The organism is Mesorhizobium sp. M1A.F.Ca.IN.020.04.1.1, assembly GCF_003997315.1.
GTDB lineage: Bacteria > Pseudomonadota > Alphaproteobacteria > Rhizobiales > Rhizobiaceae > Mesorhizobium.
Genome location: NZ_RZSN01000003.1, coordinates 1 through 13,832, shown reverse-complemented (window position 1 = coordinate 13,832; position 13,832 = coordinate 1). Strand labels below are relative to the sequence as shown.

Here is a 13,832-nt window from a genome sequence, read left to right as displayed (position 1 = left end):
CCCTTCCGAAATCCGGAGGTAGAAGGCATATTTGCAATCCATCCTTCCACATTTCGGAAGAATAAATGGACCGCCTCGACGCCATGTTCTTGTTCGTAGCCACCGTGGAGGCCGGCAGCCTTTCCGCCGTCGCGCGACATGCCGGCGTGCCGCTCGCCACCGTCAGCCGCAAGCTCTCCGAACTGGAGAGGCACCTCAAGACGCGTCTGCTCAACCGCTCGACGCGGCGCCTCACCTTGACGGACGCTGGTCGTTCCTATCTCGCCGCCTGCCGCCGTATCCTCGATGAGGTGGGCGAAGCCGAGCGCGCCGCCGCTGGCGAATACTTGAGCCCGACCGGCGAGCTGGTGATCACTGCGCCGGTCGTCTTCGGCCGCCTGCATGTGCTGCCGATTGTTACAGATTTTCTGGCCGCCTATCCCGACGTCGACATCCGCCTGACGCTGTCCGATCGGATCACGCATCTGATCGAGGAGCATATCGATCTTGCCGTGCGCATCGGCGCGCTGCCGGATTCGGCCATGGTCGCAACGCGCGTCGGCCAGATCCGCCGCATCGTCTGCGCCAGCCCGGCATATCTTGCGAAGCATGGCACGCCGTTCGAACCGCGCGACCTTTCAGGCCACAACTGCATCACCTTCGAAGGGCTTGCCTCTCCCGCGACGTGGAGCTTCGGCACCGACAAGAGCGAAACCGTGGTTCCGGTCCGCTCGCGGCTGCAGCTCAACACCGCCGAGGCAGCAATCGATGCGGCGATCGCCGGCCTCGGCCTGACGAGGGTGCTCTCCTATCAGGCGGACGCCGCGGTGCGCGCCGGCGCGCTTCATGTCGTGCTCGAGCCGTTCGAGCCGCCGCCATGGCCGGTCAATCTCCTGCATGCCGGTCAGGGCCTGCTGCCGGTGAAGCTGCGCGCCTTCCTCGATTTCGCGGCGCCCCGCCTGAAGGAGCGGCTGGCGCGCTCGCTGTGATGCGCCCCACCGTCGCGCCGTTTCCTTTTTGCCCGCGCTTGGTGTAACCAACGCTCACTTCCACACCGGGCCCTTTCCCGCATGCTCATTATCCGCTCGCTGGCGTTCAACCTAGCCTTCTATCTCAGCCTGGTCGTTCAGATGATCTTCTGGACGCCCTTCTATTTCCTGTCGCCCCGCCACCGCGCCTGGTTCGTGCCGAAATTCTGGTCGCGCACCTCGATGTGGCTTTACGACAAGATCGCCGGCACCAGGAGCGAAATCACGGGCGCCGAGAACCTGCCTGAGGGGTCCTTCATCCTGGCGCCGAAGCATCAGTCGTTCTGGGACGCGATCGCCTTTTTTCCTTATCTCGACGACGCCTTGTATATCCTGAAGCGGGAACTGACCTGGATCCCCTTCTTCGGCTGGTACATCATGAAGATGCGCATGATCCCGGTCGACCGCGGCAGCCGCTCCAAGGCGCTGAAAGCGGTCGTTGCCGCGACAAGGCAGGAGATGGCGCGCAACCCGCGTCAGCTTATCATCTACCCGGAAGGCACTCGTCGCCCACCGGGCGCCGAGCCGTCCTACAAATACGGCATCGTCGAGCTATATACCCAGCTGGGCGTTCCCGTGGTGCCGGTCGCCCATGTCGCCGGCCTCTACTGGCCGCGCCGCAAGTTCATGCGTTATCCGGGCACCATAAAGGCCCGTTTCCTGCCGCCGATTCCTCCGGGGCTCGACAAGGAGGAGTTCATGCAGCGGCTGATCGGCGAGACCGAGACCGCCTGCGACGAGCTGCTGGTCGAGGCCTCGCGCGCGCCGAACCCGCCGCCGATGCCGCCGACGGCGGTGAAGCGGCTGGCGGAGCTCGGCGCTGCGGCGAAGGCCTGAGCTCCCCTTACGGCAGCCCCGCCAGTGCAGTCGTCAGCACCAGCGTCGCCGCGAAGAAGAGATTGATGATCCGCGACGCCAATGGATCGCGCAGCAGCCTCGCGAAAATCGTCCCAGCGAGAAGCCAGAGCGCATGAATGGCGACGATCATCGCTGCCAGCACCAAAAGCTTGGTCGAAATCCCGAGCCCGTCGACCGTGGATGAAGCTCCCGCGAAGACCGCGCCGATCGCCACATAGGCTTTCGGGTTGGCGACGGCGAGCATGAAGCCGCCGAAGAAGGTGGGACGCGCCGCCGCATTGCCGCCTTGGGCAAGCGGCGGCGCTGTCGCGATCCTGAAGGCAAGGTAGAGGATGTAGAGGGCCGAAGCGACAGTCAGCAACGGCGCCAGCCCCGGCACCGAGGCGAGCATGCCGAATATCCCGGCGGCCACAACCAGGAGCACGGCCGTCGTTCCAAGCACGATGCCGGACGTATAACCCAGCGAAGGCCGCAGCCCGAAAGCGGCGCCGACGGCGGTGACGCTGATCGTCGCCGGACCTGGGCTACCCATGACAACGGTCGCCGCCATGACCAGCGCCAGCACCTGCTGCCAGGGCTGCGCTTCGGACAAAACTTCTCCGACCATGCCTAACCTCAATTCCTGCCGCGATCGGGTAGGAATTATCGCGAGGCTATCTGCAAGGTCTTGGACGATCGTGCGGGGGACCTGCTGCACTAACGCATGTTGGATCCAGGTCAGGCCGGCATCCGCCTGAATATCGACACGCCTTAAGCGCTGGCGCGATCGAGCGCTGCGATGTCGTCGGCGGAAAGCTTGAGCGATGCGGCGCGGATCAGGCTTTCCATCTGTGCGGGCGTCGTGGCGCTGGCAATCGGCGCGGTGATGCCCGGCCGCGCCATGATCCAGGCGAGCGCCACTTCGGCCTGCTTGGCCGAATGGCGCCCGGCCGCGGCATCGAGCGCGGAGAGAATGCGCATGCCGCGTTCGTTGAGATACTCGGCCACGTCTTCGCCACGCTCGCTCCGGCCAAGGTCGGCCTTGCTGCGGTATTTGCCGCTGAGGAACCCCTTGGCCAGGCCGAAATAGGTGATGACGCCGAGGCCTTCCGCCTTGCACAGGTCGAGCAGCGGGCCGTCCAGCGAAGAGCGATCGTACAGATTGTATTCGGGCTGCAGAACCTCGTAACGCGGCAGGCCCCGCAGGCTGGCGACATCCAGGGCCGCGCGCAATTGCCCCGCATCGAGATTGGAGCAGCCCGGATAGCGGATCTTGCCCTTCTCGAGCAGGCGCTGATAGGCGCCGAGCGTTTCCTCGTAAGGCGTGGCCGGGTCCGGCCAGTGCGACAGATAGAGGTCGATGACGTCGGTCTGCAGCCGCTTGAGCGATTGGTCGACCGCCTTTTCGATATAGGCTGCGGAGAGGTCCCGCCTGCCCTGTCCCATGTCGGAGCCGACCTTGGTGATGACGACGATGCTGTCCCGGTTGCCGCGGCTCTTCATCCAGTTGCCGATGATGGTTTCGGATTCGCCGCCTTTGTTGCCCGGCGCCCAGCGCGAATAGGCGTCCGCCGTGTCGACTGCGTTGAAGCCGGCCTCGGCAAAGCGGTCGAGCAGGTCGAACGAGGTCTTCTCGTCGGCGGTCCAGCCGAAGACGTTGCCTCCAAGGACCAGCGGCGCGATGGAAAGGTCGGTGCGACCGAGACGGCGTTTCTGCAAGACTGATCTCCGTGATGCTGGGAAGGGCCTGGGTGCCCAGAGGATGGATTGCGGCTAAGCTAGGTCGTGCCTTGCCGAGGTCAAAGGCATGGTTTTGCTTTTTGATCGGGCCAGATCTTCACGAAGACGCGACCTGCCGCCCCACCTCTTCCAGCCAGTGGTCGCGGATGCCGAGCGCCCTCAGATGCTCCACTGTGCTCAGGACATAGTCTTCGTTCCTGCCCGATTGGCCCACGGCGCCGCGCACGACTTTTGCCGCATGGCCGGCGTCGAGCCCGCCGGCATATTGCTCATGCGCGCGGTCGACGATGTAGGCGACCGCTTCGACCGTTCCGCCTTGTCCCGCCCCATCCAGCCGGACATCGAGAGTGCGTTCGAGATAGACGCTGGTCACCAGCTCGCGCTCGCGCAGATAGGAAAGCACTTCGTCACGCAAATCGCCGGGCACGCGGAAGGCGAGCCCGACGCAGGAGCCGCCGCGGTCGAGGCCGAGCACCAGGCCCGGCCGCTCACGCGTACCGCGATGGACGAAGGAATAGACGCAGAGCGACCGGCGGAAGCCGTAAAGACGGGCGCGCCGCGTCTCGACATGTGCGAAACCGGGCCGCCAGATCAGCGACCCGTAGCCAAAAACCCAAAAATCGCCCATATCGCCAAGCCTGATTGCATTCGAGTGACGACACCACACCGGTAAGGTGCTTCTTCTGTCCCCGCTTGTCGTGCGTAAGAACAACCACCCGCTCGCCGCATGAGCGGGTTAACGAGAGCCGCAGCATGACGTCAAGTGACGAGCGATCGCGCAAACCTCGCCGCCGGCTGTTCTGGCTTGCGGCGTTCATCTTGGTGCTGTTCGCGCTCTACAGCGGCGGATGGTTCTATCTCGCCGGCAAGGTCAAGACCGAGGCCGAGCGGGCCGTGGCCGAGCTTGGAGGCAAGGGCATCAAGGCCGACTGCGCCAATCTCACGGTCAGTGGTTATCCACTGGACTTCACGGTCGCCTGCGACAGCCTGGCCTATCAGGACGATGCCAGGAATGTAGCGGCCTCGACCGGCGATATGAACGTCGTCGCTCGCATCACCCAGCCTCTGTCGCCCGTGGCGAACCTGCGCGGGCCGTTGCGGACTGTGGCGCCGGGCATGCCGCCGCTTTGGCTCGACTGGGACAAGCTGCACGCCACGGTCAAGCTGTCATGGCCGCTTCCGCGCCGCATTTCGCTTCAGGCGGAAGGCTTGTCTGGACAGACCGATCCGGCCGACGACACCGATCCCGTGCAGCTGTTCAGCGCCGGCCAGGCGGCCGGCCAGCTGCAGCCGAATGGCCAGGACCTCGTCTATACCGGCAGCTTTGGCGACCTGAAGATCGACGCGGAAGCTGTCGGCGGACGCGTGCTGCCGGAACTCGACGGCGCCGGCGAAGCGACAGTGAAGAACGGCGTCGCGCTGATTAAGGCGCCGCCGAAAAGCCTGCGCGGCCAGTCGGTCGACATCGCCAGCCTCGACGTGTCATCGGGCACGGCGCGCGTAACTGTGTCCGGGCCGATCTCGATCGACGCCGACGGCCTGATCGATGCAAATCTGTCGATCAAGCTAAAGGACCCAAAGGCCGTAGCGGCCATCCTCGCCGGCGCCATTCCCGAGCACAAGAGCGAGATCGAGCAGGGTTTTGCCGGCATTGCCATGCTCGGCAACCAACCGTCCATGCCGCTCAAGATCGTGAAGGGTAAAGCTTCGCTTGGCTTCATCCCGCTCGGCAAGATCAAGCCGGTCGATTGAGACTGCGATGGCCGGACCGATCAAACTGCTCAGCGTCGGCGCGTTCACCCTCGACACGATCCTGCGTGTCGAGACGCTGCCCGCGCATCAGGGCAAGTTCATCGCCAGCGACGGTGTCCAGATCGCCTCCGGCATGGCGACGAGTGCGGCCTGCGCCGCGCATCGCCTTGGCGCCGATGTGTCGCTTTGGGCGAGCGCGGGAGACGATGCGGTCGGCGACCGGCTGATCGCCGAGATCGAGGCGGAAGGCGTCGACTGCAGCCTGGTCCGCCGCGTCGCCGGCGCGCGCTCGGCGCTGGCCGCGATCCTGGTGGATGCCCATGGCGAGCGCATCATCGTGCCCTTCTATGACAGCAGGGCGCAAGCCGATCCCGACACGCTGCCGCTTGCCGGCCTTTCCGCCTTCGACGCCGTGCTGGTGGACGTCCGCTGGCCGGGCGCCGCTGCACTTGCCTTGGCGGCCACGCGGGACGCCGGCCGTCCGGCGATCCTCGACGCCGACACCGCGCCGGTCGACGTGCTCGAGCGGCTTTTGCCGTTGGCCTCGCACATCGTCGCCTCGGAGCCGGCGGCGCGGATCATCTGCGGCCATGCGCTCGATCCGGAAAGCGCATGCGCCGATCTCGCCTCGCGCACCGACGCCTTCGTCGCGGTGACGGGCGGCGCTGCCGGAACCTGGTGGCATGATCGGGGAACCGGTCGCGTCCGGCATGTCGAGGCGCCGAAGGTCAAGGCGGTCGACACGCTCGCCGCCGGCGACGTCTTCCACGGCGCCTTCGCCGTCGGCCTTGCCGAAGCCATGCCGCCCGAGCAGGCGCTGCGCTTTGCCAGCGCCGCCGCCGCGCTTAAATGCCTGCGCTTCGGCGGCCGGCTCGGCGCTCCGGACAGAGCCGAGACAATGGCCATGATGGCGGCGCACTGGCCCGCATCGGGACAGATCGAGCAGAAGGCCTAGGGCTTGGCCCCCGGGTGCTCCACGGCCTGACGGCCGAAATCCGGCACATCGATATCCTGGCCGGCCTCAATGATCGAGCGGCGGATGGCGCGCGTGCGGGTGAACAGGTCGAACAGCTTCTCGCCGTCGCCCCACCGGATCGCTCGCTGCAACGAGGCCAGATCCTCCGAGAAGCGCGCCAGCATTTCCAGGATCGCGTCCTTGTTGTGCAGGCACACGTCCCGCCACATGGTCGGGTCGGAAGCGGCCAGTCGGGTAAAGTCGCGAAAACCGGAAGCGGAGTATTTGATGACTTCCGTCTTGGTCACCGATTCCAGGTCGTCGGCGGTGCCGACGATATTGTAGGCGATGATATGCGGCAGATGCGAGACGATGGCCAAGGTCATGTCGTGATGCTGCGGGTCCATCGTGTCGATGTTGGAGCCGCAGCGCCGCCAGAATTCGGAGAGCTTTTCCAGCGCCTCCGGATCCGTGCCCGGCAGCGGCGTGAAGATGCACCAGCGGTTGTCGAAGAGATCGGCGAAGCCGGCATCCGGCCCGGACTTTTCCGTGCCCGCCAGCGGGTGCCCGGGGATGAAATGCACACCGACGGGCACATGCGGCTGCATTTGCGCGATCACCGAAGCTTTGGTCGAGCCGACATCGGTGAGGATCGCGCCTTTCTTCAGCGCCGGCGCGATCTCGGCCGCGACCTCGCCGGACGAGCCGACCGGAACCGAGACGATGACGAGATCCGCGTCGCGCACCGCGTCTTCGGCCTCGGCCGTGTAGGAATCGCCGAGACCCAGTTCCTCGGCGCGCTTGAGCGTCGATTGGCTGCGCGTCGCGACAGCGATATGGCGCGCCAGGCCTTCACGGCGGATGACGCGGGCGAGCGACGAACCAATCAGGCCGATGCCGACCAGCGCTATTCTTCCGAACATCGTTGCTGTCATGGTGCTTCAGCTTTTCAGAAATGTCTTGAGCGCCTCGACGACGCCGCGATTGGCCTCCTCGATGCCGATGCTCATGCGCAGCGCGTTGGGAAAGCCGTAGCCGGTGACGCGCCGCAGGATGTAGCCGCGCGCGCTGAGATAGTCGTCCGCGGCCGCTGCCGAATGCTTTTTGTTGTCGGGGAAGTGGATCAGCACGAAATTGCCGACGCTGGGCGTCACGCGCAGCCCGAGCCCGGTCAGCTCCTCGCTGACCCAGGCAAGCCACTTCTCGTTATGCGCCACGCTGCGCTCGACATGGGCGCGGTCGCGGATGGCCGCGATGCCGGCCTCGATCGCGGTCGCATTGACGTTGAAGGGCCCGCGCACCCGGTTGATGGCATCGACGATATGCGCCGGTCCGTACATCCAGCCGATGCGTGCGCCGCCGAGGCCGAGCTTGGAGAAGGTGCGGGTCATGACCACGTTCTCCGAGCTCCCGGCCAGCTCGATGCCGGCTTCATAGTCGTTGCGCCGCACATATTCGGCATAGGCCGCGTCGAGCACTAGGAGCACGCTCTTGGGCAGTCCGGCATGCAGCCGGCGCACCTCCTGGAACGGCACATAAGTGCCGGTCGGATTGTTGGGGTTGGCGAGGAACACGATCCGCGTCGCCGGCGTCACCGCGGCGAGGATCGCGTCGATGTCGGCGCTCTCGTCCGTCTCCTTGACCGCCACCGGCTTGGCGCCGGCGGCTTGGATATAGATCTTGTAAACCATGAAGGCGTGTTCGGTGAACACGGCCTCGTCTCCCGGCGCGAGATAGGTCTGCGCCAGCAGCCCCAGGATCTCGTCGGAGCCATTGGAGCAGACGATGTTTGCCGGATTGAGGCCGTGCACATCGGCGATCGCCTCGCGCAGCCGGCGGGCGGAGCCGTCGGGATAAACGTCCAATTTGGCAGCCACCTCCCGGGCGGCCTCGATCGCCTTCGGCGAGGGCCCGAGCGGATTCTCATTGGACGACAGCTTGTAGACCTTCGTCACGCCGGCCGGCGCGGTACTTTTTCCCGGCACATAGGCCTCGATGTCCATGATGCCCGCGCGGGGCGTCGGACGTGGCTGATCCTGCTTCATGTCACAAATCCGTCGAGAGGCCCTGGTTCGAGGCCGCAGCGGAAATACAGGCGGTGGCCCCGAATGTCGAGGGGCCGGCGCGCTCGCGCGTAGGCAGACCGTTGACGAAGCGCGGCGCTGGCCCTAGAAGAACAGCCGGATCTCCCGTGGTGATTTGGCCGGTCGGCTTGCAGCCACGTTAAACAATTCGCTAAAGGGCCGTTTGCAACCTGTAACCGGCTTTGCGAAGGCAGGCCGGTTTTTTGTTGTCCGTTGCCGGCCGGACGCCGTATCGCGAGATCGATGCGACTGGATGGGGAATGCAATGGCCGCTCAGCGCGCTCCAAGGACCAACCACGAGGCCGACCAACCGTCGAGCCCGGTGTTGCAGTTCGGTCCCGACAAGCCGCTAAAACTCGATGCGGGCACCGTGCTGTCGCCGTTCCAGGTCGCTTACCAGACCTACGGCGCCCTCAACGACGCCCGCTCCAACGCCATCCTCGTCTGCCACGCGCTGACCGGCGACCAGCATGTCGCCAGCACCAACCCGGTGACCGGCAAGCCGGGCTGGTGGGAGGTGCTGATCGGCCCCGGCAGGATCATCGACACCAGCCGCTTTTTTGTCATTTGCGCCAACGTCATCGGCGGCTGCCTCGGCTCCACCGGCCCGGCCTCGACCGATCCGGCGACAGGCAGGCCCTATGGGCTCGACCTGCCGATCATCACCATCCGCGACATGGTGCGGGCGCAGCTGATGCTGGTCGATCATTTCGGCATCGAGAAGCTGTTCTGCGTGCTCGGCGGCTCGATGGGCGGCATGCAGGTGCTGCAATGGGCCGCAAGCTACCCGGAACGCGTCTTCTCCGCGTTGCCAATCGCCACCGGCGCCCGCCATTCCTCGCAGAACATCGCCTTCCACGAGGTCGGGCGGCAGGCCGTCATGGCCGATCCGGACTGGCACGGCGGCAAATATCTCGATTTCGGCAGGCGGCCGGAAAAGGGCCTCGCCGTGGCGCGCATGGCCGCGCACATCACTTACCTCTCGGAAGCAGCGCTGCACCGCAAGTTCGGCCGCAACCTGCAGGATCGCGAGGCGCTGACCTTCGGCTTCGACGCCGATTTCCAGATCGAAAGCTATCTGCGCCATCAAGGCATGACCTTCGTCGACCGCTTCGACGCCAACTCCTACCTCTATCTGACCCGCGCTATGGACTATTTCGACCTCGCCGCCGACCACGGCGGACGGCTGGCCGATGCCTTCGCCGGCACCAAGACACGCTTCTGCCTCGTGTCGTTCACAAGCGACTGGCTGTTCCCGACCGAGGAAAGCCGCTCGATCGTGCATGCGCTGAACGCCGCCGGCGCGTCCGTCTCCTTCGTCGAGATCGAGACCGATCGCGGCCATGACGCTTTCCTGCTCGACGAACCGGAATTGTTCGCGGCCATCAACGGCTTCATAGCCTCGGCCGCGCGCGCAAGGGGGCTCAGCCTATGAGTGGCGCGCGATCTCTGTGTCCTGGGCGCATTTCTGAGGCGCCGAGATTCCGACTGGCTGGAAATGCTCAAAGGCCGGAGGTGTGCCCATGAGCGTCAATCGCGCCCAGCGTGTCGACCTCGAAGTCGTCACCGATCTCATCCCGCCGCATTCGCGCGTGCTCGATGTCGGCTCCGGCGACGGCGTGCTTCTGGAGGTTCTGCAGGCGACCAAGCGGGTCGATGGCCGCGGCCTGGAGCTGTCGCAGCGCGGCGTCAACGAATGCGTGGCGCGCGGCCTTTCCGTCGTCCAGGGCGATGCCGACAAGGACCTCGAATTCTACCCCGACAAAGGTTTTGATTTCGTCGTCCTGTCGCAAACGCTGCAGGCGACCCGCAACCCGAAACTTGTGCTCGACGAGCTGCTTCGGATCGGCAACCGCGCGATCGTCTCCTTCCCCAATTTCGGCCATTGGCGCGTGCGCTTCTCGCTGCTGATCAAGGGCAGGATGCCGGTCACCAAGGACCTGCCCTATTCCTGGTACGACACGCCGAACATCCACTTCTGCACCATTCGCGACTTCGTCAATCTGTGCGAAGAGCTCGGCGCGACGGTCGAGAAGGCGACCGCGCTCGACGCCAACGGCCAGAAGATCGGCCTGTCGATGCCCTGGTGGTTCTGGAACTTCTTCGGCCAGCAGGCGGTGTTCTTGCTGAAACGATGATCTCGCTCGATCTCTTTCGACGCCGGCCGGCCGTGGTTCAAATCCCGTCGGAAATTCTGTCGGAGATAAGCACAGGGATTCTTGTGTGCACTTCGCCGCGTACCGGCAGCAATCATCTTGCAGGACTGATGGCTTCCGCCGGGCTGGGCAATCCACTGGAGTGGTTTGGCGGGCGCCGGCTGCTCGAACAGCCAGGCTATCCGCGCGATGCCAGAGGGCAGCTTCTGAGGGCGCTGACGGAAGGACGGTCCTCTTCCGGAATCTACGCGATCAAGCTTTTTGCGAGTCAATTCGCTCAAGTTGCCAAGAAGGTGAACCTCCCCGCCAGTCTTCCCAACCTTCACTATGTGCGCCTGACGCGCAGCGATTTGCTGGGTCAGGCGATCTCATGGGCGCGTGCGCGCCAAACCCGCAGATTCCGCTCTAGCGAGGTCAATCGCGCATCCCCACGCTATGACGGCGAGGCTATCGCCGAATCGCTCGAAAAGATTCTGATGGAAAATCTGGCCTGGGACGGGTGGTTCGCGAAAAACGGGCTGTCCTTTCTTGCGCTAACTTACGAGCAGGTCCAGCAAAACCCGAGAGGAAGCCTCGAGAAAATTGCCCAGTTGGCCGGGGTCGAGCCTGTCTGGGGAACGAATCTCGGATCAGGTCTCGAAATCCAGCGCGACGCGACCAATGACGAATGGAGAAAACGTTTCCTGTCTGAATATGCCGACCCGTCGAGCTTCCCGCACAGAAAAAAGCGCGGGTTCCTGAAGATCTAGAAAGAATCATGCGATTGAAGCGCAAACTTGCAAATAGAATGGCACCGAGAATCGTTTGACGGCATACCCCGCAGGGCTATAGCGACTGTACCGGCAAAACTGGTGGTGATTATCTATGGCTGAACACCCGATCTATTCGATCGTCATGGAGATGGAGAACGCCAAATCCATCGACTGGAACGAGATCGGCCTGGGGCTGAAGTCACTGGCGCGCGAAATCGCGGCTGTTCCCGCTACGGGTTTTGCAAGGCCAAAAGTTGCCGTGTCGCATGGCGGGCCCGATTCGGACGGCAGCTTGCTGCAAGCGAGCATTGAAGCTGAAGCGCCTGAATTGATGCAGGTTGCCGACCTGACGATCACAGCTTGCCCCGACGGCCGGTATTACGAACTCAAGAACAACGGCGTGCTTTTGACCGAAGGGGACATCGTCGTTTTCCTGGATTCGGACACGGTCCCTCAGCCAGGTTGGCTTTCAAATCTGCTGCAGCCGTTTCAACAGCCGCAAACCGTCTGCGTGAACGGCCATACCTATCTGTCCTATGACGACTTCTTCTCGAGAACCTTCGCCTTGATCTGGTTCTTCCCGATGGCCCGTGGAGACGAAAGATTCGCCTCGAAGCGGGCGATCAATGCCAACAATGTCGCCTTCCGGCGCCATTGGATCGTCAGCCACCCTTTCCCGGCACATAACGGCTTCAAGGTGTCCTGCACGCTGCTGATGCACCAGCTTCGGCGCGAGGGCCACAAGATCGTCAACGTTGATGCGCGCGTCTACCACTACTCTCCGCGAGGCTGGCGGTTCTTCTATTGGCGCGCGTTGGTGACCGGCAGGGACGCCGACCGCAAGTTCGTCGCGCTTCATGCCCCCAGTCGCAGCCAGCGGATCGTCAAGTCGTTCAGTCGCTGGTGGACCATGTCGTGGCGCACAACGCGACGCGTGCTCAGCCACGCGCCGCAAACGGTATGCCTCTTTGGCAGATTCCGTTTTCACTGGTGGTAGGCCTGGCTTTTTATACCCTGGCATTTCTTGGTCATTTCAGCCTCGCTGCCGGTCTCGTAAGCGACGAAATCGAAACCGTGCCTGACTATGTCGGGCATAGTTGAAGGATAAACCGCCGCGAAGTGTTGCTTTCAAACCGCATGACTTTGAGGAAACACGCTCTGAACTTGACCCCGATGCGACACCTCAGGTGACATAGGCGGCTCTTTTCTGTAGCGTTTGCCGAATCCATCCGGGGGGCGGACATGGAGGCAGGTTGTGCGAGTATCTTACGGTCATCGTTTATCTGCCCATAACGAAAGTTAGATGCCGACTGCCTCCGACCCAGCTCCGCTGATCACCGTGATCACGCCGACGCACAACCGGCGAAGCCAGGTCGTGCGCGCGGTGGAAAGTGTTCTTGCCCAGACACTTACCCGCTTCGAGCACATTGTTGTCGACGACGGTTCGACCGACGGAACGGCCTTGGCGCTGGCCGAGATTCGCGATCCCAGACTGATCTATGTCGGCGCGAAATGGCGCGGCGCCAATGCCGCGCGCAACGCGGGCATCGAGCGCGCGCGGGCGCCGATCGTGACCTTTCTTGATTCGGACGATGTCTATCTGCCGGACCGCCTCGACCGGACGCTGTCGCACTTCGACAGGAACCCCTCGCTCGAAGTGCTGATCAGTTCCTTCATCTCGGTCAAGGGCGGCCGCAGCACCAAATGCATCAATCGTCAGGCCTTGCTCGACAAGAGCAGGCTGCAGCGCGCCCTGGTCTCGCAGACGATCTTCATCGCTGGCTCGGCGATCACCGCCCGGCACGAATCGCTGCTTGCGATCGGCGGCTTTGACAGCGATATCACGCGCATGCAGGACCGCGAATTGCTGCTGCGTTTTGCCAACCGCAGCGGCGCCTTGCTGTCGGATGATATCGACTGGAAGAAATACAATTCGGAAAATTCGATCTCCGGCCGGCGCGACGGCTATGTCGAGGCCTACGCCAACCTGATCGGCAAACATCCTTATATTGCCGACCGCTATCCCGACGTGCCGCCCTATATGATCGCGCGGCAGATCATCGCCGACATATTGAAGGGGAGGCTGCCACAGGCCTTTTCGGGCTATCTCGCCAATCGGTCGTCAAAGGCGCTCGGCTACTCGCCGACCGAACTGCTGCGCGGCTATGTCGTCGGCCGGCGCTGGCGCCGCGATTGCTATGACGAGTTCCGCGCCAAATACGGCGCCAGAGCGGCCTGAGGCACAGCGCGGCGCTCTGGCCGAAACAGTGCAAATTGGGACCTCACCGATCCAGCTCCGGAAAATACGGATCGGAAAACCGCTGCCGCAGCCGTTCGCCAAGCAGGCAGTCGGTCGGCGCCTCCGCGTCGACGCGGATGCTTCCGGCGTCGCCGATCCCGCTCACCTCCTGGATCAGCTTGCGGCGGATAGCCGTCGAGAATTCCGACGCCGCATAGATCGGCAACACGAACGAACCGGGGCCGCCGGTGACGCAATCGGCATAGTAGCGGTCGAGACGAATGACGCTCGGCGACGGACTGATCAGGAT

The 13,832-nt window shown here is 63.9% G+C and carries 15 protein-coding genes and 1 riboswitch; of the genes, 9 read left to right on the top strand and 6 right to left on the bottom strand.

Annotated features, from left to right (window positions below; genetic code table 11):
* Positions 1 to 65 precede the first annotated feature (65 nt).
* Positions 66 to 968, top strand: coding sequence for a LysR family transcriptional regulator (locus EOA49_RS01600; protein ID WP_127215628.1), 903 nt, complete (start codon positions 66 to 68; stop codon positions 966 to 968).
* An 81-nt stretch (positions 969 to 1,049) separates the two neighbouring features.
* Positions 1,050 to 1,844 (top strand): 1-acyl-sn-glycerol-3-phosphate acyltransferase, encoded by a 795-nt coding sequence (locus EOA49_RS01595; RefSeq protein ID WP_095779346.1) that lies wholly within the window; start codon positions 1,050 to 1,052, stop codon positions 1,842 to 1,844.
* A 7-nt stretch (positions 1,845 to 1,851) separates the two neighbouring features.
* On the opposite strand, the gene EOA49_RS01590 is transcribed toward EOA49_RS01595, so the two are convergent.
* The 3 genes from EOA49_RS01590 to EOA49_RS01580 form a co-directional block, all read right to left on the bottom strand.
* A complete protein-coding gene (locus EOA49_RS01590) occupies positions 1,852 to 2,472 on the bottom strand; it encodes a LysE family translocator (RefSeq protein WP_127240993.1) in 621 nt (206 codons plus the stop codon).
* Between the two features lie 143 nt (positions 2,473 to 2,615).
* A complete protein-coding gene (locus tag EOA49_RS01585; protein WP_067319141.1) occupies positions 2,616 to 3,563 on the bottom strand; it encodes an aldo/keto reductase in 948 nt (315 codons plus the stop codon).
* A gap of 118 nt (positions 3,564 to 3,681) precedes the next feature.
* Positions 3,682 to 4,212: a gamma-glutamylcyclotransferase gene (locus EOA49_RS01580; RefSeq protein ID WP_067319144.1), complete on the bottom strand. Its 531-nt coding sequence runs from the start codon at positions 4,210 to 4,212 to the stop codon at positions 3,682 to 3,684.
* 125 nt (positions 4,213 to 4,337) lie between these two features.
* Here EOA49_RS01580 and EOA49_RS01575 point away from each other — a divergent pair, with 125 nt between their 5' ends.
* Entirely contained in the window at positions 4,338 to 5,336 is a 999-nt protein-coding gene (locus EOA49_RS01575; protein WP_067319146.1) for a DUF2125 domain-containing protein, read from the top strand.
* 7 nt (positions 5,337 to 5,343) lie between these two features.
* Positions 5,344 to 6,291: a sugar kinase gene (locus tag EOA49_RS01570; RefSeq protein ID WP_127240992.1), complete on the top strand. Its 948-nt coding sequence runs from the start codon at positions 5,344 to 5,346 to the stop codon at positions 6,289 to 6,291.
* Here the strand turns inward: EOA49_RS01570 and EOA49_RS01565 are convergent.
* A complete protein-coding gene (locus EOA49_RS01565) occupies positions 6,288 to 7,226 on the bottom strand; it encodes a prephenate/arogenate dehydrogenase family protein (protein ID WP_206519921.1) in 939 nt (312 codons plus the stop codon). The two genes, EOA49_RS01570 and EOA49_RS01565, sit on opposite strands and share 4 nt — an antisense overlap.
* 6 nt (positions 7,227 to 7,232) lie before the next feature.
* A complete protein-coding gene (gene hisC / locus EOA49_RS01560; RefSeq protein ID WP_127240990.1) occupies positions 7,233 to 8,336 on the bottom strand; it encodes a histidinol-phosphate transaminase in 1,104 nt (367 codons plus the stop codon).
* A 136-nt stretch (positions 8,337 to 8,472) separates the two neighbouring features.
* Positions 8,473 to 8,550, top strand: a riboswitch (SAM riboswitch).
* A 90-nt stretch (positions 8,551 to 8,640) separates the two neighbouring features.
* Here hisC and EOA49_RS01555 point away from each other — a divergent pair.
* The 5 genes from EOA49_RS01555 to EOA49_RS01535 all read left to right on the top strand — a co-directional run bounded on the left by EOA49_RS01555 (position 8,641) and on the right by EOA49_RS01535 (position 13,522).
* Positions 8,641 to 9,810, top strand: coding sequence for a homoserine O-acetyltransferase (locus EOA49_RS01555; protein ID WP_095782441.1), 1,170 nt, complete (start codon positions 8,641 to 8,643; stop codon positions 9,808 to 9,810).
* A gap of 88 nt (positions 9,811 to 9,898) precedes the next feature.
* Positions 9,899 to 10,513: a methionine biosynthesis protein MetW gene (gene metW / locus EOA49_RS01550; RefSeq protein WP_095823990.1), complete on the top strand. Its 615-nt coding sequence runs from the start codon at positions 9,899 to 9,901 to the stop codon at positions 10,511 to 10,513.
* Entirely contained in the window at positions 10,462 to 11,280 is an 819-nt protein-coding gene (locus EOA49_RS01545; protein ID WP_127247125.1) for a Stf0 family sulfotransferase, read from the top strand. The genes metW and EOA49_RS01545 overlap by 52 nt, the downstream gene beginning before the upstream one ends.
* 115 nt (positions 11,281 to 11,395) lie before the next feature.
* Positions 11,396 to 12,280 (top strand): glycosyltransferase, encoded by an 885-nt coding sequence (locus EOA49_RS01540; protein ID WP_245460482.1) that lies wholly within the window; start codon positions 11,396 to 11,398, stop codon positions 12,278 to 12,280.
* 306 nt (positions 12,281 to 12,586) lie between these two features.
* Complete coding sequence (locus EOA49_RS01535) at positions 12,587 to 13,522, top strand: glycosyltransferase family A protein (protein ID WP_095782444.1); 936 nt, start codon at positions 12,587 to 12,589, stop codon at positions 13,520 to 13,522.
* A gap of 43 nt (positions 13,523 to 13,565) precedes the next feature.
* Here the strand turns inward: EOA49_RS01535 and EOA49_RS01530 are convergent.
* The coding region (locus tag EOA49_RS01530; protein WP_127243007.1) for a DUF1194 domain-containing protein at positions 13,566 to 13,832 on the bottom strand (267 nt) is incomplete at its 5' end.

What these genes read in the sequence shown, in the direction of transcription:
- EOA49_RS01575 (WP_067319146.1), top strand. Translation starts at nt 4,338, where the DNA reads ATGACGTCAAGTGACGAGCGATCGCGCAAACCTCGCCGCCGGCTGTTC.
- EOA49_RS01590 (WP_127240993.1), bottom strand. Translation starts at nt 2,472, where the DNA reads ATGGTCGGAGAAGTTTTGTCCGAAGCGCAGCCCTGGCAGCAGGTGCTG.
- EOA49_RS01580 (WP_067319144.1), bottom strand. Translation starts at nt 4,212, where the DNA reads ATGGGCGATTTTTGGGTTTTTGGCTACGGGTCGCTGATCTGGCGGCCC.
- EOA49_RS01595 (WP_095779346.1), top strand. Translation starts at nt 1,050, where the DNA reads ATGCTCATTATCCGCTCGCTGGCGTTCAACCTAGCCTTCTATCTCAGC.
- EOA49_RS01600 (WP_127215628.1), top strand. Translation starts at nt 66, where the DNA reads ATGGACCGCCTCGACGCCATGTTCTTGTTCGTAGCCACCGTGGAGGCC.
- EOA49_RS01570 (WP_127240992.1), top strand. Translation starts at nt 5,344, where the DNA reads ATGGCCGGACCGATCAAACTGCTCAGCGTCGGCGCGTTCACCCTCGAC.
- hisC (WP_127240990.1), bottom strand. Translation starts at nt 8,336, where the DNA reads ATGAAGCAGGATCAGCCACGTCCGACGCCCCGCGCGGGCATCATGGAC.
- EOA49_RS01555 (WP_095782441.1), top strand. Translation starts at nt 8,641, where the DNA reads ATGGCCGCTCAGCGCGCTCCAAGGACCAACCACGAGGCCGACCAACCG.
- metW (WP_095823990.1), top strand. Translation starts at nt 9,899, where the DNA reads ATGAGCGTCAATCGCGCCCAGCGTGTCGACCTCGAAGTCGTCACCGAT.
- EOA49_RS01565 (WP_206519921.1), bottom strand. Translation starts at nt 7,226, where the DNA reads ATGACAGCAACGATGTTCGGAAGAATAGCGCTGGTCGGCATCGGCCTG.
- EOA49_RS01535 (WP_095782444.1), top strand. Translation starts at nt 12,587, where the DNA reads ATGCCGACTGCCTCCGACCCAGCTCCGCTGATCACCGTGATCACGCCG.
- EOA49_RS01540 (WP_245460482.1), top strand. Translation starts at nt 11,396, where the DNA reads ATGGCTGAACACCCGATCTATTCGATCGTCATGGAGATGGAGAACGCC.